The sequence below is a fragment of the Micromonospora salmantinae genome, from assembly GCF_022230905.1.
GTDB classification, from domain to species: Bacteria; Actinomycetota; Actinomycetes; order Mycobacteriales; family Micromonosporaceae; genus Micromonospora; species Micromonospora salmantinae.
In genome coordinates this window covers 66,228-92,040 of record NZ_JAKKFG010000022.1, presented here as the reverse complement: position 1 = coordinate 92,040, position 25,813 = coordinate 66,228, and the positions used below count along the sequence as shown (strand labels likewise).

Here is a 25,813-nt window from a genome sequence, read left to right as displayed (position 1 = left end):
GGTGCCTGTTCGCGCGGGACGGCGGAGGCCGTGACCGGCCACCGTGCGGAAAGGGTGTGGGATGCGGGGGACGCGGCACAGACTGCGAGTGGCTGCCGGCCTGCTGGTGACCGGTGCGCTCGCACTGTCCGGATGCGACTCGGCGGGGCCGGAGACGGCCCTACCCCCGAGCGCGTCCCCCACGCCGGCGCGGACGTTCACAGCGGGCGCCGACGGGGTCGGCGACGCCTACTTCCCGACCTACGGCAACGGCGGCTACGACGTCGGGCGGTACACGGTGAAGGTGCGCTACGACCCGGCCAAGGACCAGTTGACGGGTACGACCACAGTGCGGGCCACCGCGACCGCTGACCTGTCGACGTTCAACCTCGACCTGGCCGGCCTGACCGTCGGCGCGGTCACCGTGGACGGCGCACCGGCGATCCACAGCCGCAAGCGGAACGAGCTGGTGATCAAGCCGGCTTCCGGTCTGATCAACGGCAACGGGTTCGTCGCCGAGGTCACCTACGCCGGCAAGCCGAAGCCGCTGAAGAACGAGGCGCTCGGTGACGGCGGTTTCCTGCACACCGCCGACGGTGCCATCGCGCTGGGTCAGCCCGAGTCGGCCAGCACCTGGTTCCCGGTCAACGACCACCCGTCGGACAAGGCTGCCTACGACTTCGAGGTCACCGTTCCGGACGGCCTGACCGCGATCAGCAACGGCGTTCCCGGCGGGAAGACCAGCACGGGCGGTTGGACCACCTGGAAGTGGTCGGAGAAGTCGCCGATGGCCAGCTATCTGAGCACGCTGGTGATCGGCAAGTTCCGGATCACCACCGGCGAGCACGAGGGCCGTCCGGTCTACAACGCGGTCACCACCACCGAGGCCAAGGGCAACGCGGACGCGTCGATCGCGCAGACCGTCGCTGTGGCCGACTACCTGGAGAGTGTGTTCGGGCCGTACCCGTTCGACGCGTACGGCGGGGTGGTGATCTCCGACAGCCGGATCTCCTACGCCCTGGAGACGCAGAGCCGACCGGTCTACGCGGCGAGCTTCTTCCGGCAGGGCGAGAACACCGAGGTCGTCGCCCACGAGCTGGCCCACCAGTGGTTCGGCGACAGCGTCGCGTTGGCCAAGTGGGAGGACATCTGGCTCAACGAGGGCTTCGCGACGTACGCGGAGTGGCTCTGGGCCGAGCACACCGGGGCGTACACCGCCAAGGAGGCGTTCGACAGTCGGTACGCCAGCATGTCCGCGCAGGTGTGGCAGACACCGCCGGGCAAGCCGGGCGTGGAGAAGCTGTTCAGCGAGTCGGTCTACCAGCGCGGCGGGATGACCCTGCACGCCCTGCGGGTGGCCGTCGGCGACAAGGCGTTCTTCGAGATCGTCAAGACCTGGGCGGCGGAGAAGCGCGACGGCACCGCCACCACTGGCGAGTTCGTGGCAGTGGCCGAGCGGATCTCCGGCAAGCAGCTCGACGCGATCTTCGACGCCTGGCTCTACGGCACCAGGAAGCCGGCCCTGCCGAAGCGGCTCTGAGCGGCGGTCAGTTCTTGACGACCAGTTTGGGGCTGGCGGCCAGGTAGGCGTCGGCGCGTCCGGCGCGGAGTTCGGTGAGGAACTTCCGGCCCTCGCTGGTCAGCTGTTCACCCCGGTAGGCGGTGCCCTTGCCGACGCCGGAACCGGGTAGCCCGACCAGCGTGAAACGGTTCTCCGGCAGGCCACTGAGGGCGTACGCGATGTCCACGATCCGGCGCCCGCCCACGTAGACCAGCGTGTCGCCCAGCGCGGAGACCACCTGGTCGACGCGCTCCGGTTGCCGGGCCAGGCCCTCGTCCAGGATCTTGCGGGTCATCGCCCGGATCAGCTGCTGCTGGTGACGCTGCCGGGCGTAGTCACCGCCGGTGATGTAGCGCTGCCGCGCGTAGTCGATCGCCTGCCAGCCGTTGAGGTGCCGGTCGCCCTTCTCGTAGACCTGCTGCGGCCCCTTGTAGCCGCCCGGCGCGCTCTCCCGGTGCTTGCCGTCCGGTCGGCGGTGCAGCGACTCGACCCGCTGGTCGACGTAGATGTCCACCCCACCCAGGGCGTCGACCAGCCGGTCGAACCCGTTGAAGGTGAGCACCGCGCCGGCGTCGATGCGCAGCCCGGTGTAACCGCTGACAGTGCTGCGCAGCAGCTCGTACCCCTGGGCGGTGCTGGGTTGTTTGGGTTTGCCCGGCACCCGGCTGCCGAAGCTCATCGCGTGCGTGAGTTTGGTCTTGCCGCCCTTGTAGCCGGCCTTCGGGAACGCCGGGATGTCCACCAGCAGGTCGCGGGGGAGCGAGAAGAGGTACGCCCGATCCAACCCCTTGGGTACGTGCAGCACCAGCACGGCGTCCGAGTGCGGCTCCCACCCGGGCACGCTGACCCGGGTGTCCACACCGACCAGCAGCAGGTTGAGCGGGCCGGTGATGTCCGCGCCCGGCGGTGGGCCGCTGGGGCTCGGCGTCGGCGTGCCGATGGGCGTCGGGGTCGGTGAGCCGGCCACCGGAGCGCCGCCCGGCTTGTTGTCGCCGGTCAGTCGGGTGATCACCACAGTGCCGGCCGCGATCAGCGCGACGACGGCCAGGGCCGCCAACCCCAGCAGCAGCCACCGTCGGCGCGGCGCCATCGACCCGAGAACCATGTTGGATTCCTTCCACCCGTCTGGTGAACAACGCTCCGACGGGTGCTCCGGGTTGCGGCCGGAAGACGCCGGGTCGGTCGGCCGGAGCATGATCGCGCGAAAAGTGCCGCTGGCGCGAGCGCTACTCGCGAGTAATGATGCGTCCATGCGGTACGACGTGGTCGTCATCGGGTCCGGCTTCGGTGGCAGCGTCACCGCGCTCCGACTGGCCGAGAAGGGCTACTCGGTAGCGGTGCTGGAAGCCGGCCGCCGCTTCGCCGACGACGAGTTCCCGCAGACGTCCTGGCGGGTCCGCCGGTTCCTCTGGGCACCGAAGCTGGGCTGCTACGGCATCCAACGGCTCACCCTGCTCCGCCCGGCCGACAGGCGATCCGGCGGCGGGGTGCTGGTGCTCTCCGGCGCCGGGGTGGGCGGCGGTTCGCTGGTCTACGCGAACACCCTCTACGAACCGCTGCCGGCCTTCTACAGCGACCCGCAGTGGCGGGACATCACCGACTGGCGCGACGAGTTGGCCCACCACTACGACCAGGCGAAACGAATGCTCGGCGTCACCACGTACCCGGTGCACACCGGCGCGGACCGCGCCATGCGCGCGGTGGCCGAGCGGATGGGGGTGGGGCACACCTTCCACGCCACCCCGGTGGGCGTGCACATCGGCCGGCCCGGCCAGCGGGTCGCCGACCCGTACTTCGGCGGTGCCGGCCCGGAACGCACCGGCTGCCTGCACTGCGGCTCGTGCATGACCGGCTGCCGGCACGGTGCGAAGAACACTCTGGTGAAGAACTACCTCTGGCTCGCCGAACGGCTCGGGGTCACGGTCCGTCAGTTGACCACTGTGACGGCCGTCCGGCCCGCCGACGGCGGCGGGTACGAGGTGCACACCGAACGCACCGGCGCCTGGCTGCGCAAGACTCGGCAGGTCATCCACGCCGACCAGGTGGTCTTCGCCGCAGGGGCGCTCGGCACCCAGCGGTTGCTGCACGGGATGCGGGCCGACGGTGCGCTGGCCGGGCTCTCGCCCCGCCTCGGTGAGCTGACCCGGACCAACTCGGAGGCGATCCTCGGCGCCTCGGTGCCACGGCAGCGGGCCCGGTCCGAGCGGTTGGACTACACCGAGGGGGTGGCCATCACCAGCTCGTTCCACCCCGACCCGCAGACGCACATCGAGCCGGTCCGCTACGGGCGGGGCTCCAACGCGATGGGGCTGCTCCAGTCGCTGCTGGTCGACGGCGGCCCGCACCGGGTACGCCGCTGGCTGGGCAGCATCGTGCGGCAGCCCCGGTTGGCGGCGCGGATGCTGTCGGTACGCGGCTGGTCGGAACGGACGGTGATCGCCCTGGTCATGCAGTCCGTGGACAACTCGCTGACCACCCGGTGGCGGCGTGGCCCGTTCGGCAGCAGGTTGGTCACCGGCCCGGGCCACGGCACGCCCAGCCCCACCTGGATCCCGGCCGGCAACACCGCCGCCCGAATGCTCGCCGACGAGATCGGCGGCACCCCCGGCGGCTCACTCACCGAACCCTTCGACATCCCGATGACCGCGCACATCCTGGGCGGGGCGGTCATCGGCGCCACCCCGGCCGACGGGGTCATCGATCCCTGGCACCGGGTGTACGGGCACGTCGGGCTGCACGTGGTCGACGGCGCGGCGGTCTCGGCCAACCTGGGTGTGAACCCGTCCCTGACGATCACCGCGCAGGCGGAACGGGCGATGTCGTTCTGGCCCAACAAGGGCGACAAGGACCCCCGCCCGGCGCTCGGCGCCCCGTACCGCCGCCTCACACCCGTACCCCCGCGCCACCCGGCCGTCCCGGCGGACGCCCCTGGTGCGCTGCGTTCCTGAACCCTGCCGGCCGCCACGGCGAGCCGGTGCCGGCTGCGGCCGTGACTGTCGGTAGGCTTCGTGCACATGAGCCTGCCTCGCCCCGTCCTCGTGGTGGACTTCGGAGCCCAGTACGCCCAGCTCATCGCCCGCCGGGTCCGTGAGGCGAAGGTCTACTCCGAGATCGTGCCGCACTCGATGCCGATCGCCGAGATGCTGGCGAAGAACCCCGCCGCGATCATCCTCTCCGGTGGTCCGGCCAGCGTCTACGCCCCGGACGCGCCGCAGATCGACGCGGGCGTGTTCAGCGCCGATGTGCCGGTCTTCGGCATCTGCTACGGCTTCCAGGCGATGGCCCAGGCGCTCGGCGGCACTGTCACCAGGACCGGCAACCGTGAGTACGGTGGCACTCCGCTGCGACCCCGCCTCCTCGACCCCGGTGTGCTGCTGCGTGACCTGCCGGCGGACCTGCCGGTCTGGATGAGCCACGGCGACTGCGTCACCGAGGCGCCCGAGGGCTTCACTGTGACCGCCGAGTCGGCGGGCGCGCCGGTCGCCGCCTTCGAGGACCTGACCGGTCGCCGGGCCGGCGTGCAGTTCCACCCGGAGGTCGGGCACACAGCGCACGGCCAGGAGATGCTGACCCGCTTCCTCTACGACATCGCCGGCATCGAGCCGACCTGGACTCCCGAGAACATCATCGACGAGCAGGTCGCCCGGATCCGCGCCCAGATCGGCGACAAGGAGGTCATCTGTGGCCTCTCCGGCGGGGTGGACTCGGCGGTCGCCGCGGCGCTCGTGCACAAGGCCGTCGGTGACCAGCTCACCTGTGTCTTCGTCGATCACGGCCTGCTGCGCGCCGGCGAGGCCGAGCAGGTGGAGAAGGACTACGTCAGCGCCACCGGCATCAAGCTGAAGGTGGTCGACGCCACCGACCGGTTCCTCGGCGCGCTCGCCGGGGTGACCGACCCGGAGCAGAAGCGCAAGATCATTGGTCGGGAGTTCATCCGGGTCTTCGAGGCCGCGGCCCGCGAGATCGCCGCACACGGCGACGTCGAGTTCCTCGTCCAGGGCACCCTCTACCCCGACGTGGTGGAGTCCGGCGGCGGCACCGGCACCGCCAACATCAAGAGCCACCACAACGTCGGCGGCCTCCCGGAGGACCTGAAGTTCGCGCTGGTCGAGCCGCTGCGCACTCTGTTCAAGGACGAGGTCCGGACGCTCGGCCTCCAACTGGGCCTGCCCGAGGCGATGGTCTGGCGGCACCCGTTCCCCGGCCCCGGTCTGGCCATCCGGATCATCGGCGCGGTCGACCAGGAGCGCCTCGACCTGCTCCGCCAGGCCGACCTGATCGCCCGCGAGGAGCTGACCGCCGCCGGCCTCGACCGGGGTGTCTGGCAGTTCCCGGTGGTGCTCCTCGCCGACGTGCGCAGCGTCGGTGTGCAGGGAGACGGGCGCAGCTACGGGCACCCCGTGGTGCTGCGCCCGGTCTCCAGCGAGGACGCGATGACCGCCGACTGGTCCCGGCTGCCCTACGACGTGGTGGCCCGGATCTCCACCCGGATCACCAACGAGGTCGCCGAGGTCAACCGGGTGGTCCTGGACGTCACCAGCAAGCCGCCGGGCACCATCGAGTGGGAGTGAGCGCCGCTCAGGCCGCCGGCGGCGGGCTGGACGGGGTCGTCGGCGGGTAGGGCGGCGTCGGGGCGTACCCCTGCGGTGGCCCGCCGGGCGCGGGCCCGGCGGTGGGCGGCGGGCCGTTCTGCGGCGCGACGCCCGCGGCGTGCGGCCAGGCCGGCGCGCCGGTGGGCTCCTCCGGCATCAGAAACCACATGATCGGGTACGCGAACAGCGCGAGCCCGCCGGTGAGCAGGCCGGTGACCGCGAAGATCACCCGGACCAGTGTGGGATCGACGGCGAAGTAGCGGCCGACGCCGCTGGCGACCCCGGCGACCATGCGGTCGGTGGTGGGTCGCCGAAGCTGCTTGTACGGGGCACGGGGAGCGGTGGTCGATGTCATACCCCCACGGTCCGCGCTGGCGCCCGGCCCGCCCTCGGTGACCGCCCGGATCCTTACCCTGACCAATCCCTGACCGGGAACAGATAGTCAGGAATCCGACTCTTTTCCGTTCCGGTAACCCGGCCCGGGGAGAATTTGCTTCCGTGACCACCTTGCTCAAGCCGCTCCGCAGGATCGCGGCATACGCAGTTTGTGCTGATTCAAGCGGCCGAGTCTTGCTGGTCCGCGCATCGGAGCGCTCCGGCACCCCCGGCGCGTGGTCGCTGCCCGGCGGGGCGGTCGACCACGGCGAGGACCCGAACCACACAGTCGTTCGCGAGACCGCCGCCGAAACCGGCCTCTCCGTCGCCGTCTCCGGCCTGGCCGACGTGCTCGCCGACATGCGGGCACTCCCCGACCGCGGCATCACCATCCACACCGACCGGCTGATCTACCGGGTGGCCGTGCGCGGTGGCACCCTCGCCGACCGGGTCGGCGAGCGCCCCACCGACCTGGCCCGGTGGTACACCCTCGACGAGGCGCGCGAGCTGCCGCTGCGCTCGTTCACCGCACGCGCCCTCGGGCTGCCCGCCTCCTCGGCCGACGTGGTCCCCGACGAGGCACCCGAGTTCCCCTCCTTCTACGCCGTGCCCGGCCCCGACGGGCTGCACCGGGCCCAGCGCTTCGCCGCGTACGCGGTCTGCACCGACCCCGCCGGCCGAGTTTTGCTCACCCGCATCTCCGACGGCTACCCCGGCGCCGGCTGCTGGCACCTGCCCGGTGGCGGCACCGACTACGGCGAACAGCCCGGCGCGGCACTCATCCGGGAGCTGATCGAGGAAACCGGCCAGGCCGGCCGCCTCGTCGAGCTGCTCGGCGTCGCCAGCCACCGCGACGCCGCCTCACTCGGCCCCGAGGGCTACCCGATCGACTGGCACGGCGTACGCGCCTTCTACCGGGTCGTCGTCGACCAGCCCAACCCACTGACCGTGGCCGACGTGGGCGGCTCCACCTGCGAGGCCCGCTGGTTCGGCCGCGAGGAGCTGGGCGCCCTCCCCACCGACCGCCTCACCGAGGTGACCGCCGAAGCAGTCCAAGCCGCCCAACTCACCTGACCCCGACCAGTCCGCGAGGGGTCAGCGCGTACCACGCCGCCGGCCGTGCCTTGCCCCACGCTGCCTCCAGCCTGTGATCAGCGCTGGACTCGACCTGCCGTGACGCGAATGGACTCCACAATGAGGGTTGATGGGGTGAAGCGGGCCGGTCGCGAAACGGGCTGAAGGGCGCTGAACGAGGCTTGTCGGTTGTCGTCAAGGGCCGGCTACCTTGGCCCGAACGCGCCGGCTCGCCAAGCTCCGCGGGTTCCCCGTGCACCGTCTCGCGTTGATCATGAAGTTATTGTCGGAACGCGAGATGGACGGCGATAACTTGATCAACAAGTGTGGGTGCGAAGCGGGGGCGAGCAAAGGTGCAATTCACGCGTCGAGTCGGGGCCTACGGGCTCTTGCGGGACTCGGGTCGGGTCTTTGTGGTTCGGGACGGGGCGCAGGGTGAGTTTCCCGGCGTCTGGCGGTTGCCGGGCGGTGCCGTCGGGCATGCCGAGGACCCGGAGCGTGCCGTGGTCCGCGAGGTCGCCGAGCAGGCCGGGCTGACGGTCGCGGTGACGCGACTACTCGCGGTGGTCGCCGATGTGACCACCTTTCCGGAGGACAAGGCCGCGCTGCACACCGACCGGCTGTTGTTCGAGCTCAGCACTCCCCACGGCGCACCGTCCGACGGTTCGGGGCCTGAGAGCGCGCGGCTCGGGGGCGGGTTGCCGGGCGTCGAGGCTGGGCTGGTTGATCACGCTTGCTGGCTTTCGCCGGCGGAGGTGGCGCAGTTGCCGCTGACCCCGTTCACCGCCGAGGCGCTCGGCCTGCCGGTCACCCCACTGCCGCCGCCGGCGCACCGGTCGCGGGACCTGTTCCCGCCGCAGCACCCCGACCGCCGGCTGCGCTTCGGGGCGTACGGGCTGGTCACCGACCCCGCTGGGCGGATCCTGCTCACCCAGATCGCAGCGGGCTACCCGGGGGCCGGGCTGTGGCATCTGCCCGGCGGTGGCACCGACCACGGCGAGCAGCCGGCCACCGGGTTGTTGCGGGAGTTGGTCGAGGAGGGCGGGCAGGTGGGCCGGGTCGTGGAGCTTCTCGGCGTCAACAATCTGCACAATCCGGCCGCGCTGGGCCCGGAGGGCCGACCTCTGGACTGGCACGGCGTACGGGTGATCTATCGGGTGCTGGTGGACGTACCCACCGACGCGGTGGTCACCGAGTCCGCCGGAGGGTCGACGGCGCGGGCGGGGTGGTTCACCCGGGACGAGGCGATTGACCTGCCGTTGAGCGACATCGCTGTCGTGGCAATCGGACAGAGTGGCCGATAGCACCCCGCTCGGTGAGCCGACTTGGTGACCCTCCGGTACAGTCAAAGGCGGGAATGATGGAGGAAACGGGCGATGACGCCCGGGATGGGAACAAGCGAGCGGTTCGAGCGGTTTAAGCCAGATATAAGTACCGCCGGCAGCTATCGCCAAGCCATGTTCCCCTATGCGATGGTGTACTCCGCAAAACGGCTGCCGGGCCATGCAAGGTCCGGCACGAGACAGCCGGACACCCGCCACTCGGCGGTCAGCAGATCCGGTGATGGAGGAAACGTGCCGAGAGCCCCATGGCGCCGGCGTCGTACTACTGACAGTCCGCGCCCAGCAGGGCGTCGCTGGGCGGGCCGGTTGCGCCGCAGCAGCACGTTCGCCCGCCAGGTGCTCTTGGTCCGGGTCGGTCGCCGCGACGGCGACCTGCACCCGACCGACCTGGCCCCGACCGAGCACCGGTACGCCGATCGGCAGCGCCGTCGCTACGGCCTGGACCGGCTCAGCCGGCCGACACTGGGCGTGGACCCGACACTGGGCCTGGACCGAGCCGACGCGGTCATGCCGGTCAGCCCGGCGATGCCGCCGATGACGCAGACCGACGAGGCCCACTCGATCCCACTGCTCCCCGGCGAGCGCACCATCGCGCGCCGGATGAAGTTCGGCCTGGTCAACGCCTGCACGCTGGCCAGCCTGATGCTCGGCATGCTGGCCATCTTCCTGGCCATGCAGGGCGAGGTGCGCATGGCGGCGCTCTGCCTGATCGCGTGCGTCGGCTTCGACGGTCTGGACGGCGCGCTGGCCCGACGGCTCGGGGTGGCCAGCCCGTTCGGCGCGCAGATGGACTCCCTGGCCGACATGTGCTCGTTCGGTCTCGCCGCGCCGGTAGTGGTCTATGCCTCGCTCGCCGGCTCCGTCTCCACGGCGGCGGCGGCGGTGGCGTGCGCCCTGGTCGCGGCGTGTGCCGCGATTCGACTGGCCCGCTTCAACGTCTCGCCGAAGGACGGCAGGTTCTTCTGCGGGGTGCCCACCACCATGGCGGCCGCGGTGCTCGCCGTGACGGTGGCGATCGGCCTGCCGGTGCCCGGCGCCGTGCTGGTCGCCGGGGTGGCGCTGCTGGCCTTCGCGATGGTTTCGAGCTTCCCGTACGCCAAGCTGGCCCGCCTGGTGAAGCTGCCGCCGTGGCTCTGGCTGGCCCCGGTGATCGGCGCGCTGGTCGACATCCGGCTCACGTTCGCCCTGATCGTGGTGGGCTACCTGGTCAGCGGGCCGGTTCTCTGGCTGCGGCAACGTCGTACCGCTTGATCTGAGCAGACAGAAAGAACGGGGCGCCGCGGACAGCGGCGCCCCGTTCCTTGTTTGCGGGTCAGCGCCAGCGGGCGATGACAGTTGACCCGCCGACCACCTTGTCGCCCGGCCCGACCAGCGGGTCCGCGGCAGCGGGCAGGTAGACGTCGGTCCGGGAACCGAACCGGATCAGCCCGAAGCGCTCGCCCTTGGCCAGCAGCGCGCCGATCGGCGCGCGCTGCACGATCCGGCGGGCGATCAGCCCGGTCCGCTGCGCGACCACCACAGTGCCGCGAGCGGTGTCCAGCACTGTGTACGCGGCGACGTTGTGCTCGGCGTCCGGCTTCATCGCGTTGACGAAGCCGCCATCGGCGACGAAGTAGTCCACCACCTTGCCGGCGACCGGGGCGCGGTTGACGTGCACGTCCAGCACCGACAGGAACACCGCGATCCGCAGCCACTCGCCGTCGCCGAAGCGCTCGTCGTGCAGCCGCTGCACCGACAGAACCTTCCCGTCCGCGCTGGCGACCACGGCGCTCGGGTCCTCCGGCACGTCCCGTTCGGGATCCCGGAAGAACGCGGCGACCGGCCCGGCGGCCAGGGCCGGCAGCAGCCACAGCTTGGACGACGGGCGCGCCACCCGGGCCAGCGCAGCGAGGCCCAGCGCGATGCCCGCCGCCGCCACGCCGTTGGAGTCGATGTGCATGCCCCTGGTCACCGGCACGCTCGACGGCCGGTACGCGGGGGCCAGGCTGTCGGCCGTGGCCGGGCTGGCCGGGGTGAACCGCAGTCGGTAGACCCGCACCGGTGGGGAGTTACGCAGCACCAGGTCGGCGCCGACGCCGTAGAGGGCGTCCTGTCGGGCCAGCTCGGCGGCGGCACCCTCGGTCCGGCCGGGGGTGGCGACGGTCGCCACGCTCAGCACCGCCCCGTCGGTCAGGTACTTGGCCAACCCCTCGACGCCGCTGCGGGTGGCCTCGGCGGTGCCGGTGAACGCCTCACCGGCGACGACGACAGCGGCGGCCTCGGCTTCGGCCAGTGAGTCGACGACGCTCACCCGGTCGGCGACCCAACGGCCCTGGGATGTGACGTGCTCGCGGAGCGCCGCGGCGCCGAACGGCTCGGCGGGCACCACGGTGAGCCGGTCACCGGGGAGCAGCGCGTCGACCGCCGCGGCCAGCACGGCGGAGTCCGGGGTCACCCCTACCAGCAGGGCGGCCTTGGGGTCGTTGATCCGGGCCAGCTCGGCGACGAGGGTACGGGCGGCTCGCTCGCCGATGCGGACCGGACCGGACCGGCCGGTGGTACGCACGGCGGGGGACTGGGTCATGTCGGGCGGGCTCCTGACGGGGGTAGAGACGGGAATCGCGGCGGGACCGCCATGGGCGGGACGGGCCGGCCGGCGGAGGCGAGATCTCCACCAGCCAGCATATGCGTCCGTCCGCGCCGGCCGCACCGCCGTGGGGATGCGGTGCACCGACGCGGACAGCCGCCCGAGGTCAGGCTTCCCTGCGCGGACCCTCCCGGTCGTCACCCGCCTGGTCGCCGACGGCCTCGACCGGTTGGTCGGGCCGGGTCGGCTCGTCCCCCTCCGACGAGGCCGGTCGGGCGAGGCTCCCGACGGTCGGCTCGTCGTCTCCGTCGCCGGGTTGGGCGGGGATGGGCTCGGTCGGCGGCTCCGACGGCGGGTGTGCCAGCCAGGCCGGGTGGATCACGTCGGTGGCCGGCGCATCCTGCGCCCGCACCTCGGCGGTCGGCGTCTCCAAGGTCCGGTCCGAGACGAGCGTCGGGTCCGAGGAGGGCGGGTCCCAGGTGGACCGTTCGGCTTCCCAGACCGGCAGGGCCGTGCCGGACGTCGACGTGGCGGCACCGGAGACCGGTACGGGAGCACCGGAGACCGGTGCGCCGGAGACGGACGTGCCGGAGACGGGCGCGACGGCCCCGGCCTCGGCAATCGGCTCCGACTGGTTCGGTCGACCCGAGCGCAGCGCGCCGACCAGCCCGAAGACCCCGATCAGGATGAGTGCGCCGGCCAGGAACCAGCCGACCGGCGGCAGCGCGAGCCCGAGCAGTTGGGCGAGCAGCCACCAGGCGGACAGCGCCAGGAACACGAGCCCGAAGGCGAACGACACCAGATCCGTGCGGTGAGCCTTCACCGGGTCACCTCCAGGTTGCCGGCATTGACATGGATGTAGAGGCGCAGGGTTCCGCCGCCGGGCCCGTCCGCTCCGACGTCGGTGGATTCCCGCAGGCGGCCGTCCAGCCCGCCGGAGCGGTTGCCGAAGATGGTGGCGTCACCCGCGTTGACGTCGGCCACTGTGGTGACGTCCACGTTCGGCGGCACGACCACAGTCGCCTGGCCGAAGTTGACGGCCACTGTCACCTGGCTGTCCCGTTTCGCGAAGTCGATCCCGCGCAGGTCGAGCACGGCGTCACCGAAGCTGTTCTCGTACCGGTCCGCCAGGTCGCGGTAGTCGGTGGGCGCCCAGGTCACTGCGCCGTCGACCCCCCGGATCCGGTCGTAGGACTCGGCGACGGTCGCCGTGCCCAGCGCCGCGGCGGTCACCAGACCGAGCGCGATGAGCCAGCGCGCCCGCCCGAACCACGTGCCGACCAGCAGGCCCAGCGCGATCGTGGCCAGCGCGGCCGCGAAGTACGCCGAGGCGCTGATGGCGAAGACGTCCAGCAGGTCGAGCAGGGCGACCAGACCGAGCACCAGGAAGATCAGCGAGAAGGTCACCGCGCCGAGCGGCGACCGCTCCTTGGGGCGCTTCGGCGGCTTCGGTGGCTTCGGCGGAGGAGGCGCGGCCGGGGTCGGCGAAGCGTACGGGCCGTGTGGCGCGAACGGGGGGCGGTAACCGGAGGGCGGCGGGGCGGTCGGATAGCCGGCCGGGGCCGCGGGTGTGTTCACCGGTGCCGACGGCCAGCCGGCGCTGGGCATGGCGGTGCTCGGCCAACCGGGCTGGGCGGCCGTCGTGCCGGCCGGTTGCCCGGACACCGGGCCGACCCCCGACACCGGCTGCGTCGCGCTGGTCGGCGGCGCGTCGTACGCCGGGATGGTGACGGTGGGCGTCGCCCCCGTCGTCGCGGTGGGGTACCCCGGACCGGTGCTGAACATCGGCGGCGTCGCCGCCGGGCCGGTCGACGGCGCCACGCCGTACGACGGCCAGGTCACCGGTGGGACGACCGCGCCGGACGGTGCGGCGGGCGGCGGACCACCCGGGGTGCCGGGTCGTGGGTTGCGGCCGTCCCGGTTGAGCAGGAGCGCGCCGGCGACCAGGATGGCCGCGCCGAGCAGCACCGCGCGGAAGGCGTCGGTGACGATGTACGCGAAGCTGGCCGCGACCAGGATGCCCAGGACGATCACCGTCACCGGGGACATGCTGGAGCGACCGCGACCGAGCATTGACTCGACGGGGGACGCGGTGTCGCCCTCGTTCGGGATGATCAGCCAGGCGGCGACGTACACCAGAATGCCGATGCCCCCGAAGAACCCGAGCACCGCGAGCAGCACCCGCCAGAGCACCGGATCGGTGTTGGTGGCCCGTCCGATCGCCGCGCAGACACCGGCCAGATACCGCCCCTCGCGCGGCCGGACCAGCCCGTACCGCGAGGTGAAGCCGGTGCCGCCCAGCGGCGGTGGCGGCGAGGACGGACCGGGACCGCCCGGCCCGGTTGGCGTGCCGCCCGGGCCGTAGCCGGTGCCCGCCGCGAACCCCGGGCCTGGGCCGTAGCCGGCCGTGGGCGGCGCGTGACCGCCGGCCGGCTCGCCGGGCGCGGTGCCGGCGGTCGCGTCGGTGCCGGAGTGCGGACCGAACGTGCTGGGCTCGGTCCATTCGGTGGGCGTGGTGGTGGGCGGGGGCGGTGCTGAACCGCCCGGCTGTGCCGACCCCGGTCGGGGCGGCGGGGCAGCTTCCTCGGTCATGCCTCGATCCTGCTGCCCGGTCCACCCGAACGACCTCAGGACCCGACCCTGACCCCACCCTGAGATCCGGCGGCCGGAATGTCGGGGGCGTCCCCGTGGTCGCGGACGCCGCAGCGTGTGACGATCGAGTCACCGACCTCGACCTGTCCGCCACCGTGACCAGGGAGCCTCCGATCAGCACCGTGACCCCGCCCCCGCGCCTGTACCGCGCCCCGGAGCACCGGATGGCCGCCGGCGTCGCCGCCGGTATCGCCGACCATCTCGGCATCTCGGTGCTGCGGGTGCGCGTCGCGTTCATGGTCCTGCTCGGGCTGAGCGGGCTCGGCCTGCTGCTCTACGCGGCCTTCTGGGCGGTGGTGCCGCTGCGTCCCGGTGACACAGCGGTGCCGCCCCGGCGGGACGTCGCCCAACTCCTGCCGTTCGTGGGGATCGGGCTCGGTGTCCTGTTGATCCAGGTGATGGTCTTCGACTCGGTCGGTGCGGCGGGCACCGCCGGGTGGTTGGTGGCCATCATCGCGGTCGGCGCCGGGGTCATCTGGCACCAGTCCGCGCCCGAGCGGCGGCGGCAGTGGGGCGACGCGATGCCGGTGCCCTGGCTCGGCGCGGTCGTCGAGGAGAGCGACCGGCGGGCCTTCGTGCTGCGGTTCATCGGCGGGGGAGTGCTGGTCGCGGTCGGCATCATCGGCGTCGCGGCCGTCTACTCACCGGCACAGAACTTCGACGCGGTGATCAATGGCGTGATCTTCGCGTTGGTCGGGCTGGCGGGTGTCGGAGTGGTCGCCGCGCCGGTGCTCTGGCGGACGTACAGCCAGCTCCGCTCGGAGCGCGAGGGGCGCATCCGCGAGCAGGAGCGGGCCGAGTTGGCCGCGATGGTGCACGACCAGGTGCTGCACACGTTGGCCCTGATCCAGCGCAACGCCGGCGACGTCAAGACGGTGCAGCGGCTGGCCCGAGGGCAGGAGCGTTCGCTGCGCAACTGGCTCTACAAGCCGACCGCTTCGCCGAGCGAGCGCTTCGCCGCCGCTCTGGAGCAGGCCGCGGCCGAGGTCGAGGACACGTTCGCGATCAGCGTGGAGACGGTGGTGGTGGGGGACCGGGAGACCGACGAGAAGGTCGGGGCGCTGGTCGCGGCCGCGCGGGAGGCGTTGGTGAACGCCGCCCGGCACGCCGGCGTGCAGACCGTGTCGCTCTACGCCGAGGTGGAACCGGATCAGGTCAGTGTCTTCGTCCGGGACCGGGGGAAGGGCTTCGATCCGGATACCGTGGAGGACCACCGGCACGGCGTACGCGGCTCGATCATCGGGCGGATGAAGCGGCACGGCGGACGGGCCGAAATACGGTCCGGCCCGGGGGAGGGGACCGAGGTCCGGCTGATCCTGCCGATCTCCCGGGACTCGTCCGCAGCGGAGAGGAACAGATGACCATGGCCGAGCAGTCGACCGAGCACCTCGACCCGGCGGATGCCCGCCCCGAGCGGCTGCGGGTGTTCCTGGTGGACGACCACGCCATGTTCCGAGCCGGGGTGCGCGCGGAGTTGGGCGCCCACGTCGAGGTGGTGGGCGAGGCGAGCACCGTGGCCGAGGCGGTCACCCGGATCGCCGCCGTCGGCCCGGACGTGGTGCTGCTCGACGTGCACATGCCCGACGGCGGCGGTCGCGCGGTGCTGGAGGCGATGCGGCGTACGCACCCGCAGGTCAAGTTCCTCGCGTTGAGCGTCTCCGACGCGGCGGAGGACGTGATCGGGCTGATCCGTGCCGGCGCCCGCGGGTACGTCACCAAGACCATCTCCCCGGACGAGTTGGCTGCCGCGATCCGTCGCGTGGCCGACGGGGACGCGGTGTTCAGCCCACGGCTGGCCGGGTTCGTGCTGGACGCCTTCGCGGCCCGGCCGGACGCGCCGGTGGCCGACCCGGAGCTGGACCAGCTCACCAACCGTGAGCGTGAGGTGCTGCGGCTGCTGGCCCGGGGGTACGCGTACAAGGAGATCGCCAAGGAGCTCTTCATCTCCATCAAGACGGTGGAGACGCACGTGTCGAACGTGTTGCGCAAGCTTCAGATGTCCAACCGCTACGAGCTCTCCCGTTGGGCGGCGGATCGCCGCCTCGTGTGACGGCGCGTCGGCACCGACGAGGATCAGAGAAACGTCCGGCGCGCCCTCGTACACCCAGCCGATGATCGTGTCCGGGTAGCCGTGGGGGCCCTCATCCGGATGGGTCGAAACATGAGTGGTGACGGACGTCCCACCGGGCTCGGGTGACCTCGGGGCTCGTGCGGGGGCCGAGGCCGACTGTTCGGGTGGCGCAACGTATTTCCTGCTCAGTGCCGCCCGCGTCGGGCGTTTTATGATCATTTTTCAAGTATCGGCAACGTGGCGGGCAACTAACGGCTTGATAACGGCACCTTCACGGAAGAGGCCAGTGGGTGTCACAGTGGCAGCACCTCACCATCGGTGTGTGGCACTCCGTACGCCCCACGACCACGATTTCGCCGATCTCGGCGGCCCGTGGCTGTGTCGATTGCGTCGTGCCAAGCCTCGTTGGTGGGGGAGCCCGGCGGATCGGAACATCAGGGGTGTCCCCAACTTCCCTGTGGTCCCGGCGACCCGCGCCCCGGGGTGGTCGGGCGGTGTCACCCCCAAACGTGCGTGAAACCCACGACGGAACCTGGTTAGAAAGAGGAGGCCCCTCGGAATGAGAGTCTCGAAGCGGGCGACGAGCGCCATCGCGCTCAGCGCGGCTGCCGCGCTTGTCGCGAGCGGTTGCTCGAGCGGCGGCGACGGCGACACTGCCGCCAGCACGGATGGCTCGATCGTTGTTCACGGCGTCCAGCCGGAGAACCCGCTGGTCCCGTCGAACACCACGGAGACCGGTGGCGGCAAGATCATCGACTGGATGTGGACCGGCCTGGTCGAGTACCCGAACGACGGTGGGGCCCCGCGCAACGCGCTGGCGGAGTCCATCAACACCACGGACTCCAAGGTCTTCACGATCAAGATCAAGGCCGGTACCAAGTTCCACGACGGTACCGAGGTCAAGGCGAAGAACTTCGTCGACGCCTGGAACTGGGCCGCCTACTCGCCGAACGGCGCGCAGAACGGCACCTTCTTCGCGGACATCGCGGGCTTCGACCAGACCTACACCACGGACCCGGATGGCGCGGACGGCCCGAAGAAGGCCCCGACGCCGACGACCGACAAGATGTCCGGCCTGAAGGTCATCGACGACCAGACCTTCGAGGTCACCCTGGCGGCGCCGACCGCGGTCTTCCCGACCAAGCTCGGCTACAGCGCCTTCATGCCGCTGCCGGACGTGTTCTTCACCATGAAGCCGGAAGAGTTCGGCCGCAAGCCGATCGCCAACGGCCCGGTGAAGTTCGTGTCCTGGGAGGACAACGCCCTCATCAAGCTGACGCGCTTCGACGACTACAACCTTCGCGACAAGATGAAGGTCAAGGACGTCGACGTCAAGCTGTACCAGGACGACAACGCCGCCTACGCCGATCTGCTGGCCAACAACCTCGACTTCATGGAGGTTGTTCCCACCTCGGCGCTCGCCGGTGACAAGTGGAAGACCGACCTCGGTGACCGGGGCCGCTCGACCGTCACGCCGTCGACCGCGTTCATCGCGTTCCCGATCTACGACAAGCGCTTCCAGAACCCGAAGCTGCGTCGTGCCGTGTCGCTGGCGGTCAACCGGCAGGAGATCTCGGACAAGATCTTCTTCGGCACCCGCAAGCCGGCCGACAGCTGGGCGAACCCGCTGACCCCTGGCGCCAAGCCGGGCAACTGCACCGCCTGCAAGTTCGACCCGGCCACGGCCAAGACGCTGCTCGCCGAGGCCGGTGGCTTCACCGGTGAGATGGTCTTCTACTACAACGCGGACTCCGCCCACAAGGACTGGATGGACGCCGTCGCGCAGCAGGTCAAGACCAACCTCAACATCAACGCTCGGGCCGAGGGTGTGCCGACCTTCGCGGTGTTCCGCCAGAACATCAACGCCCACAAGATGACCGGCCCGTACCGTGCTGCCTGGCAGCAGGACTACCCGGACGTCGAGAACTGGGTCAACCCGCTGTTCGTCACCAACGGCTCCTCGAACGACGGCCTCTACAGCAACACCGAGGTCGACGCCCTTGCCAAGCAGGCCAGCGGCGCTCCGAGCCTGGAGGCCTCGCACGAGGCGTTCGCCAAGGCGGTCGAGAAGGTCGACCAGGACGTCCCGAGCATCCCGGTCTACTTCTACGGTCAGCAGTCCGGCCACTCGGAGAAGATCAAGAAGCTCGAGCTGAACAACGTCGGCGAGATCGACATCACCTCGGTCGAGCTCTGATCCGAACGGTCTGACCCCGGGTCGGGCTCGCCACATCCGGTGAGCCCGACCCGGGGCCGTTCCGCGATTGGGTGTTACAACACTCCACTCGCACGTTGTCACCACCGTGTCGGCCGTCCGACGCGCCCCCTGTCTGGAGGACCACCCCATGGGCCGTTATCTGTTGAGACGGCTGCTCCAACTCGTGCCGGTCTTCATCGGTACGACGTTCCTGATCTACTGGCTCGTCTGGGCCGTTCCGGGCGATCCGTTCGCCGGCAAGTGCGGCGAGCGTCGCTGCCCGGACCAGTACATCGCCTTCATGACCGAGAAGTACCACCTCGACCAGAACGTCTTCGTGCAGTACGGCAACTACATGAAGAACCTGCTCCAGGGCGACTTCGGTCAGACGTTCCAGCAACGCGAGATCAGCGACATCATCCTGACTGCGTACCCGAACACCCTGAAGCTGGCCCTCGTGGCGCTCGCCATCGAGGCGATCATCGGCCTCGGCGCCGGCGTGCTGTCCGGTCTTCGGCGTAACGGCTTCCTGGACAACCTGGTCCTGGTCTCCACCCTCTTCCTGATCGCGCTGCCGGTCTTCGTGGTCGGCTTCGTGCTGCAGTGGCTGCTGGGCGTGCAGTGGGGCATCATCAAGCCGACCGTCTCCTCCGAGATGCGGTGGTCCGAGCTGATCGTGCCGGGCTTCGTGCTGGGCAGCGCGTCAGTGGCGTACATCGCCCGGGTGGCGCGAACGAGCATCGCCGAGAACCGTCGCGCGGACTACGTGCGCACCGCCATCGCCAAGGGCCTGCCGATGCGCCGGGTGGTCGGTGTGCACCTGCTGCGCAACTCGCTCATCCCGGTGGTGACCCTGCTCGGCACCGACCTCGGTGCCCTGATGGGTGGCGCGATCGTCACCGAGGGAATCTTCGGCATCAACGGAATCGGCCGCCAGGTCTTCCGGGCGATCATCACCAAGGAAAGCGCCACGGTGGTAGGAATCGTGGTCGTCCTGGTGCTGGTCTATCTCGTGATGAACCTGCTGGTTGACCTGCTCTACGCCGCCCTGGACCCGAGGATCCGTTATGAGTGACCCGAGTACCGCATCGATCGTCAGCACCCCTGGCGCACACCCGACCGACTCCGCCGCCCCCGCCACCGCGGGCCAGCCGCAGAGCAACGAGAAGCCGCGCGGCCTGCTCGGCGACGCCTGGCGGGACCTGCGGCGCAAGCCGCTGTTCTGGATCTCGGCCACGCTGATCGTGATCTTCCTGCTGATGGCCACCTTCCCGGCGCTGTTCGCCCCGGGCGACGCGGTCAACGGCTCGCTGTCCCGCAGCCTCGACAAGCCGTCCGCAAATGGCTGGTTCGGCTACGACGTGCAGGGCCGCGACGTGTACGCCCGGGTCATCTACGGCGCACGGGCCTCCATCGTGGTCGCCGTGCTCTCCGTGCTGGGCACCCTGCTCATCGGCGGAACCATGGGCATCATCTCCGGTTACCGCGGTGGTTGGGTGGACGGGCTGCTCAGCCGGATCGCCGACGTCTTCTTCGGTCTGCCGTTCGTGCTCGGCGCGATCGTCATCCTGACCACGTTCAACGGGTCGGGCGCCGGCAACAGCAAGGCCCAGATCATGGGCCTGGTGATCGCGTCACTGATCGTGCTGAGCTGGCCGGTCGTGATGCGGCTGATGCGCTCCTCGGTGCTCGCCACCAAGGAGGCCGACTACATCGTGGCGGCCCGCGCGCTGGGCGCCGGCACCGGCCGGATCATCCTCAAGCACCTGCTGCCGAACTGCCTGGCCCCGCTGCTGGTCTACGGCACGATCATGGTCGGCTCGTTCATCGGCGCCGAGGCCACCCTGTCGTTCCTGGGCGTCGGTCTGAAGTCGCCGGTGGTGTCCTGGGGCATCATGATCAGTGACGGGCAGAATTTCGTCCGGGTCGCGCCAGGGCTGGTGTTCTTCCCCGCCGCGTTCCTCGTCACCGCAGTGCTGAGCTTCGTGATGCTCGGTGAATCGGTCCGCGAGGCCCTCGATCCGAAACTCCGCTAGGGGAGATCCAGTGTCCGACATTCTCGTGTCCGAGCAGTCCGCGCCGGGACCCGGCGGGTCCGGGCGTCCCTCCGGCCGCCTGCTCGAGGTCGAAGACCTGCGGGTGGAGTTCCGTACCCGGGACGGCGTCGCAAAGGTCATCAACGGGGTCACGTACCACGTCGACGCGGGGGAGACCCTCGCCGTGCTCGGCGAGTCCGGCTCCGGTAAGAGCGTCACCGCACAGACCATCATGGGCATCCTCGACACGCCGCCCGGCTTCGTGACCGGTGGGCAGGTCCGCTTCCACGGCAAGGACATGCTCCGCATGGCCGACGAGGAGCGCCGCCGCATCCGCGGTGAGGGCATCGCGATGATCTTCCAGGACGCGCTCTCCGCGCTGAACCCCGTCTTCACCGTCGGGTTCCAGATCGCCGAGCAGTTCCGCGTCCGGCGGGGCATGGGCCGCGCCGAGGCCAAGAAGCGCGCGATCGACATGCTCGACCAGGTCAAGATCCCGAACGCCAAGGGCCGGTTCAACAACTACCCGCACCAGTTCTCCGGCGGCATGCGGCAGCGCGCGATGATCGCGATGTCGCTGGCGCTCGACCCCGAGGTGCTGATCGCGGACGAGCCGACCACCGCCCTCGACGTGACAGTGCAGGCCCAGATCATGGACCTGCTGGCCGAGCTTCAGCGCGAGCGGCAGATGGGCATGATCCTGATCACCCACGACCTCGGTGTGGTCGCCGACGTCGCGGACCGGATCGCGGTCATGTACGCGGGCCGGATCGTCGAGGAAGCCAACGTGTACGACCTGTACGCCAAGCCGGCGCACCCGTACACGCTGGGTCTGATCGACTCGATCCCGCGCATGGACGAGAAGGGGCAGCAGCTCCGGACGATCAAGGGCCTCCCGCCGAACCTGATGAACATCCCGCCGGGCTGCCCGTTCAACCCGCGGTGCCCGATGGCTCAGCCGGTGTGCCGGGAGAAGGTCCCGCCGCTGCTGCAGGTCGGCCCCGCCCGGGCCAGCGCCTGCCACTTCGCCGAGGAGCTGGTGAACCGTGTCTGAGAACATCCTCGAGGTCAATGACCTGGTCAAGCACTACCCCGTCACGCAGGGTGTGGTGTTCAAGAAGACCGTCGGTCAGGTCAAGGCGGTCGACGGGGTCTCGTTCGGTCTGCGCGCCGGTGAGACGCTCGGTGTGGTCGGCGAGTCCGGCTGCGGCAAGTCGACGCTCGCCCGGGTGCTGATGAACCTGGAGAAGCCGACCGCCGGCAACGTGGTCTACAAGGGCCAGGACATCTCCAAGCTGTCCGGTGGGGCGCTGCGGCGCCTGCGCCGGCAGATCCAGCTGGTCATGCAGGACCCGTACACCTCGCTGAACCCGCGGATGACCGTCGGTGACCTGCTCGGTGAGCCGTTCGAGATCCACCCCGAGGTGGCCCCGAAGGGCAGCCGCCGGGCCAAGGTTCGCGAGCTGCTCGACCTGGTCGGGCTCAACCCGGAGCACATCAACCGGTACCCGCACCAGTTCTCCGGCGGTCAGCGTCAGCGCATCGGCATCGCCCGCGCGCTCGCGCTGCGGCCCGAGATCATCGTCTGCGACGAGCCGGTGTCGGCGCTGGACGTCTCCATCCAGGCCCAGGTCATGAACCTGCTGGAGCAGTTGCAGGGCGAGTTCGGCCTCTCGTACGTCTTCATCGCGCACGACCTGTCGGTGGTCCGCCACCTGTCGGACCGGGTCGCGGTGATGTACCTCGGCAAGATCGTCGAGATCGGCACCGAGGACGAGATCTACGAGCGACCGACCCACCCGTACACCCAGGCGCTGCTCTCCGCGGTGCCGGTGCCGGACCCGACCCAGCGGCACAACAAGACGATCATCCGGCTCACGGGTGACGTGCCGTCGCCGATCAGCCCGCCGTCGGGCTGCCGGTTCCGGACCCGCTGCTGGAAGGCGCAGGACGTCTGCGCCGAGCAGGTCCCGCTGCTGGAGATCCGTCGGGACTCGGACCACCCGAGCGCCTGCCACTTCGCGGAGAAGCGCGAGATCGTCGCCAGCCACGAGGTGTGAGTCACCGAAACCGCCTGCCGCCGTCGCCACGACGACGGCAGGCGGTTTCGTCTGTCCGTGACCCGCATCGGCCGCGCGGCACCCGGCCGCCCACGCGGCGTCAGCAAGCACGACGGGCGGTGCGGCTCACCAGGTGGCCGTGGCCCGGTTCAGCGCGGGCTGGGGGCGGCTCACAGCGGGCCGCGGCCCGCGCGGAGCAACAGCAACGCCAGTTGCGTGCCGTCGGCGCCGAGCGCAACCCGGAAACGCTCCAGGATCTCCCGTTCCCGGGAGAGCACCAGGCGGGTCCCACCGGACGCGATCCGGGTCACCCCGACCTCCTGGGACAACGCGGCCCGCTCCTGCCAGAGCGTGATCAATGCGTGGTCGATCTCGTCGATCCGTTCCCTGATCTGCACGATCCGCGCCGAGGCGGACGGCTCCTGGGTGCCGGTCTGCTGCTCGGCCGGCTCGGCGTCCGCACCCGTCGGTGGTGTGGCCACCGCCGACTCAGCCCCCTGCACGACGGGCTGCCCCGGTCGGATCGGGCTGCCGCTCTGCTCCATCACGTCTGTCATCATCGGGTACCTCTCGCACTGTGGTGCCCGGTGCCCGGAACCTGGGACGGAAAAAGCCCCGGACTCCAGGAGCCCGGGGCTTTATCAGGTCTGAATCGATCAGGCGCGACCTACGGCAGCCGGACTCCCGGTGCCATAGTAAAAGTAGAAGCGCGCAGCGATCACGCCGTCGAGTATGCCCACGTCGTTGCCGGGTGCGCAAGCATTCGGCGTCGTGAAGGGCACTTCCCGGCGGTTGGGCGTCCCGAATGGTGGTGCGCGCCGTCGGGCACGAGCTGCTGAGCGCCAGCGGCGCAGTGTCCGGCCCGCGGCATAGACTTGTCGGGCGATGCATCCTCTCTTCGACATCCCCGCGTCCCCGCCTGCGCCGGAGTCCGCGCCGGCCCGCCCGCACCGACCCGGGGCGGCCGCCGCGCGCCTCGATCCGCAGCAGCTGCTCGCCGGTCTGAACGGGCCGCAGCGCGACGCCGTCAGCCATGCCGGCTCGCCGCTGCTGATCGTGGCCGGCGCCGGGTCCGGCAAGACCCGGGTGCTCACGCACCGGATCGCCTATCTGCTCGCCGCTCGGGACGTGCACCCCGGTGAGATCATCGCGATCACCTTCACCAACAAGGCCGCCGGCGAGATGAAGGAGCGCGTCGCCGCGCTGGTGGGCCCCCGGGCCCGCCTGATGTGGGTGTCGACGTTCCACTCGGCCTGCGTGCGGATCCTGCGTGCCGAGCACGAGCACGCCGGCCTCAAGTCGACGTTCTCGATCTACGACGCGGACGACTCCCGCCGGTTGATGCAGTTGGTCACCCGCGAGCTGGATCTCGACCCGAAGCGCTACCCGGCGCGTGGGCTGGCCGCCCAGGTGTCCAACCTCAAGAACGAGCTGGTCGACCCGGAGCAGTTCGCGGCGCGGGCCACCGGGCCCAACGAGCGGGCGCTGGCCGAGGCGTACACGCTCTACCAGCGTCGGCTGCGTGAGGCACACGCCCTGGACTTCGACGATCTGATCATGACCACGGTGCACCTGCTCCAGTCCCACCCGCATGTCGCGGAGAGCTACCGCCGACGGTTCCGGCACGTGTTGGTGGACGAGTACCAGGACACCAACCACGCCCAGTACGTCCTGATCAAGGAGCTGGTCTCCGGCACCGACGGGCTGGAGCCCGCCGAGCTGTGCGTGGTCGGCGACGCCGACCAGTCGATCTACGCGTTCCGGGGTGCGACGATCCGCAACATCCTGGAGTTCGAACGGGACTTCACCGACGCGCGGACGATCCTGCTGGAGCAGAACTACCGCTCCACCCAGACCATCCTCAACGCGGCCAACGCGGTGATCGACCGCAACACCTCCCGCAAACCGAAGCGGCTGTGGAGCGAGGCCGGCGCCGGCGAGCAGATCGTCGGCTACGTGGCCGACACCGAGCACGCCGAGGCCGACTGGGTGGCCCGGGAGATCGACCGGCTGGTCGACGCCGACGAGACCCGCCCCGGCGACGTCGCCGTCTTCTACCGCACCAATGCGCAGTCCCGCGTCTTCGAGGAGGTGTTCATCCGGGTCGGCCTGCCCTACAAGGTGGTCGGCGGGGTGCGCTTCTACGAGCGCAAGGAGGTCCGCGACGCCTTGGCGTACCTGCGTTCGGTGGTCAACGACGACGACACGGTGAGCCTGCGGCGAGTGCTCAACACCCCGCGCCGGGGCATCGGCGACCGCGCCGAGGCTTGTGTCGAGGCGCTCTCCAGCCGCGACCGGATCTCCTTCGGCGCGGCGCTGCGCCGGGCCCGGGAGGCGCCGGGCATCTCCAGTCGGGCGGCCAACGGCATAGCCGATTTCGTGGCGCTGCTCGACGGCGCTCGCGAGCTGGCCGAGACCGGGACCCCGGAGGAGGTGCTGGAGGCGCTGCTGACCCGCTCCGGCTACCTCACCGAGCTGGAGGAGAGCCTCGACCCGCAGGACGCCGGCCGGGTGGACAACCTCCAGGAGCTGGTCAGCGTCGCCCGCGAGTACACCGAGCGGATCGAGGCGCTGGGCGAGGAGGGCGAGCGGGCCACCCTGGCCGGCTTCCTGGAGCAGGTGGCGCTGGTCGCCGACGCCGACCAGATCCCCTCCGACGACCCCGACCACCAGGGCGTGGTCACCCTGATGACGCTGCACACCGCCAAGGGACTGGAATTCCCGGTGGTCTTCCTGACCGGGCTCGAGGACGGCGTCTTCCCGCACCTGCGCTCGCTCGGCGACACCCGCGAGTTGGAGGAGGAGCGCCGCCTGGCGTACGTCGGCATCACCCGTGCCCGGCAGCGGCTCTACATGTCCCGGGCGGTGACCCGCTCGGCCTGGGGGCAGCCGTCCTACAACCCGCCGTCGCGCTTCCTGGAGGAGCTGCCGACCGAGTTGGTGCACTGGGAGCGCACCGAGGGGTCGTACACCTCGTGGGCTGGCGGGGGCGGCGGCGTCGGTGGTCGCGCGGACCGCGCGCCCGGCGTGCGCGGCAACTTCACCGGAGGCACACCGAAGGCGGCGCAGCTGGCCCAGCGGCTCGGCGTGGACGCCAGCCGGCTGACCACGGCCAGCGAGCTGCCGCAGGGGCCGAAGGTGTCAGCGGGCGACCGGGTCAACCATCAGCGGTACGGGTTGGGGCGGGTGCTCGCCGTCGAGGGGCACGGCCCGGGTGCCCGCGCGCAGATCGACTTCGGCGACCAGACCATGTGGCTGGTGCTCCGGCACGCCCCGGTCGACAAGCTCTGACCCCGTCGCGCCCGCA

The 25,813-nt window shown here is 70.8% G+C and carries 19 protein-coding genes and 1 pseudogene; 14 read left to right on the top strand and 6 right to left on the bottom strand.

The window, feature by feature from the left end; translation table 11 throughout:
* Positions 1 to 61 precede the first annotated feature (61 nt).
* Positions 62 to 1,519 (top strand): M1 family metallopeptidase, encoded by a 1,458-nt coding sequence (locus PSH03_RS18290; protein ID WP_238689860.1) that lies wholly within the window; start codon positions 62 to 64, stop codon positions 1,517 to 1,519.
* A 7-nt stretch (positions 1,520 to 1,526) separates the two neighbouring features.
* On the opposite strand, the gene PSH03_RS18285 is transcribed toward PSH03_RS18290, so the two are convergent.
* Positions 1,527 to 2,645, bottom strand: coding sequence for an LCP family protein (locus PSH03_RS18285; protein WP_238689859.1), 1,119 nt, complete (start codon positions 2,643 to 2,645; stop codon positions 1,527 to 1,529).
* A gap of 145 nt (positions 2,646 to 2,790) precedes the next feature.
* Here PSH03_RS18285 and PSH03_RS18280 point away from each other — a divergent pair, with 145 nt between their 5' ends.
* Positions 2,791 to 4,488 carry an FAD-dependent oxidoreductase gene (locus tag PSH03_RS18280; protein WP_238689858.1) on the top strand — a complete coding sequence of 566 codons (1,698 nt, stop codon included), beginning with the start codon at positions 2,791 to 2,793 and terminating at the stop codon, positions 4,486 to 4,488.
* A gap of 66 nt (positions 4,489 to 4,554) precedes the next feature.
* The gene (gene guaA, locus PSH03_RS18275) at positions 4,555 to 6,111 is read left to right on the top strand and encodes a glutamine-hydrolyzing GMP synthase (RefSeq protein ID WP_238689857.1); all 1,557 of its coding nucleotides are present in this window, start codon (positions 4,555 to 4,557) and stop codon (positions 6,109 to 6,111) included.
* A 7-nt stretch (positions 6,112 to 6,118) separates the two neighbouring features.
* Here guaA and PSH03_RS18270 read toward each other — a convergent pair whose 3' ends face one another.
* The gene (locus PSH03_RS18270; protein WP_210783348.1) at positions 6,119 to 6,487 is read right to left on the bottom strand and encodes a PspC domain-containing protein; all 369 of its coding nucleotides are present in this window, start codon (positions 6,485 to 6,487) and stop codon (positions 6,119 to 6,121) included.
* Positions 6,488 to 6,630: 143 nt separating this feature from the next.
* On the opposite strand from PSH03_RS18270, the gene PSH03_RS18265 reads away from it, so the two are divergent.
* From PSH03_RS18265 to PSH03_RS18255, 3 genes are all read left to right on the top strand, one after another.
* Positions 6,631 to 7,581: an NUDIX hydrolase gene (locus PSH03_RS18265; protein ID WP_210783350.1), complete on the top strand. Its 951-nt coding sequence runs from the start codon at positions 6,631 to 6,633 to the stop codon at positions 7,579 to 7,581.
* A gap of 353 nt (positions 7,582 to 7,934) precedes the next feature.
* Positions 7,935 to 8,885: an NUDIX hydrolase gene (locus PSH03_RS18260; RefSeq protein WP_238689856.1), complete on the top strand. Its 951-nt coding sequence runs from the start codon at positions 7,935 to 7,937 to the stop codon at positions 8,883 to 8,885.
* A 345-nt stretch (positions 8,886 to 9,230) separates the two neighbouring features.
* A complete protein-coding gene (locus tag PSH03_RS18255; RefSeq protein ID WP_210783354.1) occupies positions 9,231 to 10,175 on the top strand; it encodes a CDP-alcohol phosphatidyltransferase family protein in 945 nt (314 codons plus the stop codon).
* A 61-nt stretch (positions 10,176 to 10,236) separates the two neighbouring features.
* Here PSH03_RS18255 and PSH03_RS18250 read toward each other — a convergent pair whose 3' ends face one another.
* The 3 genes and pseudogenes from PSH03_RS18250 to PSH03_RS18240 form a co-directional block, all read right to left on the bottom strand.
* On the bottom strand, positions 10,237 to 11,487 hold the full coding sequence (locus PSH03_RS18250; RefSeq protein ID WP_238689855.1) for a phosphatidylserine decarboxylase: 1,251 nt from the start codon (positions 11,485 to 11,487) through the stop codon (positions 10,237 to 10,239).
* Positions 11,488 to 12,073: 586 nt separating this feature from the next.
* Positions 12,074 to 12,313, bottom strand: a pseudogene (locus PSH03_RS32910) (hypothetical protein); the annotation flags it as partial.
* Entirely contained in the window at positions 12,310 to 14,082 is a 1,773-nt protein-coding gene (locus PSH03_RS18240) for a PspC domain-containing protein (RefSeq protein WP_238689854.1), read from the bottom strand. The gene PSH03_RS18240 and the pseudogene PSH03_RS32910, both read right to left, overlap by 4 nt.
* A gap of 155 nt (positions 14,083 to 14,237) precedes the next feature.
* Here PSH03_RS18240 and PSH03_RS18235 point away from each other — a divergent pair, with 155 nt between their 5' ends.
* The 7 genes from PSH03_RS18235 (at position 14,238) to PSH03_RS18205 (ending at position 22,506) form a co-directional block, all read left to right on the top strand.
* Positions 14,238 to 15,503 (top strand): ATP-binding protein, encoded by a 1,266-nt coding sequence (locus PSH03_RS18235; protein ID WP_091406533.1) that lies wholly within the window; start codon positions 14,238 to 14,240, stop codon positions 15,501 to 15,503.
* A 2-nt stretch (positions 15,504 to 15,505) separates the two neighbouring features.
* Positions 15,506 to 16,192: a response regulator gene (locus tag PSH03_RS18230; protein ID WP_030337843.1), complete on the top strand. Its 687-nt coding sequence runs from the start codon at positions 15,506 to 15,508 to the stop codon at positions 16,190 to 16,192.
* Between the two features lie 580 nt (positions 16,193 to 16,772).
* A complete protein-coding gene (locus PSH03_RS18225) occupies positions 16,773 to 18,410 on the top strand; it encodes a peptide ABC transporter substrate-binding protein (protein WP_210783358.1) in 1,638 nt (545 codons plus the stop codon).
* A gap of 148 nt (positions 18,411 to 18,558) precedes the next feature.
* A complete protein-coding gene (locus PSH03_RS18220; protein WP_210783360.1) occupies positions 18,559 to 19,485 on the top strand; it encodes an ABC transporter permease in 927 nt (308 codons plus the stop codon).
* Positions 19,478 to 20,446, top strand: a complete 969-nt coding sequence (locus tag PSH03_RS18215) for an ABC transporter permease (RefSeq protein WP_238689853.1) — start codon at positions 19,478 to 19,480, stop codon at positions 20,444 to 20,446. Before PSH03_RS18220 ends, PSH03_RS18215 begins: the two co-directional genes overlap by 8 nt.
* A 25-nt stretch (positions 20,447 to 20,471) precedes the next feature.
* Entirely contained in the window at positions 20,472 to 21,500 is a 1,029-nt protein-coding gene (locus PSH03_RS18210; RefSeq protein WP_210783397.1) for an ABC transporter ATP-binding protein, read from the top strand.
* Positions 21,493 to 22,506 carry an ABC transporter ATP-binding protein gene (locus PSH03_RS18205; protein WP_210783364.1) on the top strand — a complete coding sequence of 338 codons (1,014 nt, stop codon included), beginning with the start codon at positions 21,493 to 21,495 and terminating at the stop codon, positions 22,504 to 22,506. The genes PSH03_RS18210 and PSH03_RS18205 overlap by 8 nt, the downstream gene beginning before the upstream one ends.
* 170 nt (positions 22,507 to 22,676) lie before the next feature.
* Here the strand turns inward: PSH03_RS18205 and PSH03_RS18200 are convergent, their stop codons facing one another.
* Entirely contained in the window at positions 22,677 to 23,066 is a 390-nt protein-coding gene (locus PSH03_RS18200; protein WP_238689852.1) for a chorismate mutase, read from the bottom strand.
* 325 nt (positions 23,067 to 23,391) lie between these two features.
* Between PSH03_RS18200 and pcrA the strand changes: the two genes are divergently transcribed.
* Entirely contained in the window at positions 23,392 to 25,797 is a 2,406-nt protein-coding gene (gene pcrA / locus PSH03_RS18195) for a DNA helicase PcrA (protein ID WP_112622576.1), read from the top strand.
* Positions 25,798 to 25,813: the final 16 nt, after the last annotated feature.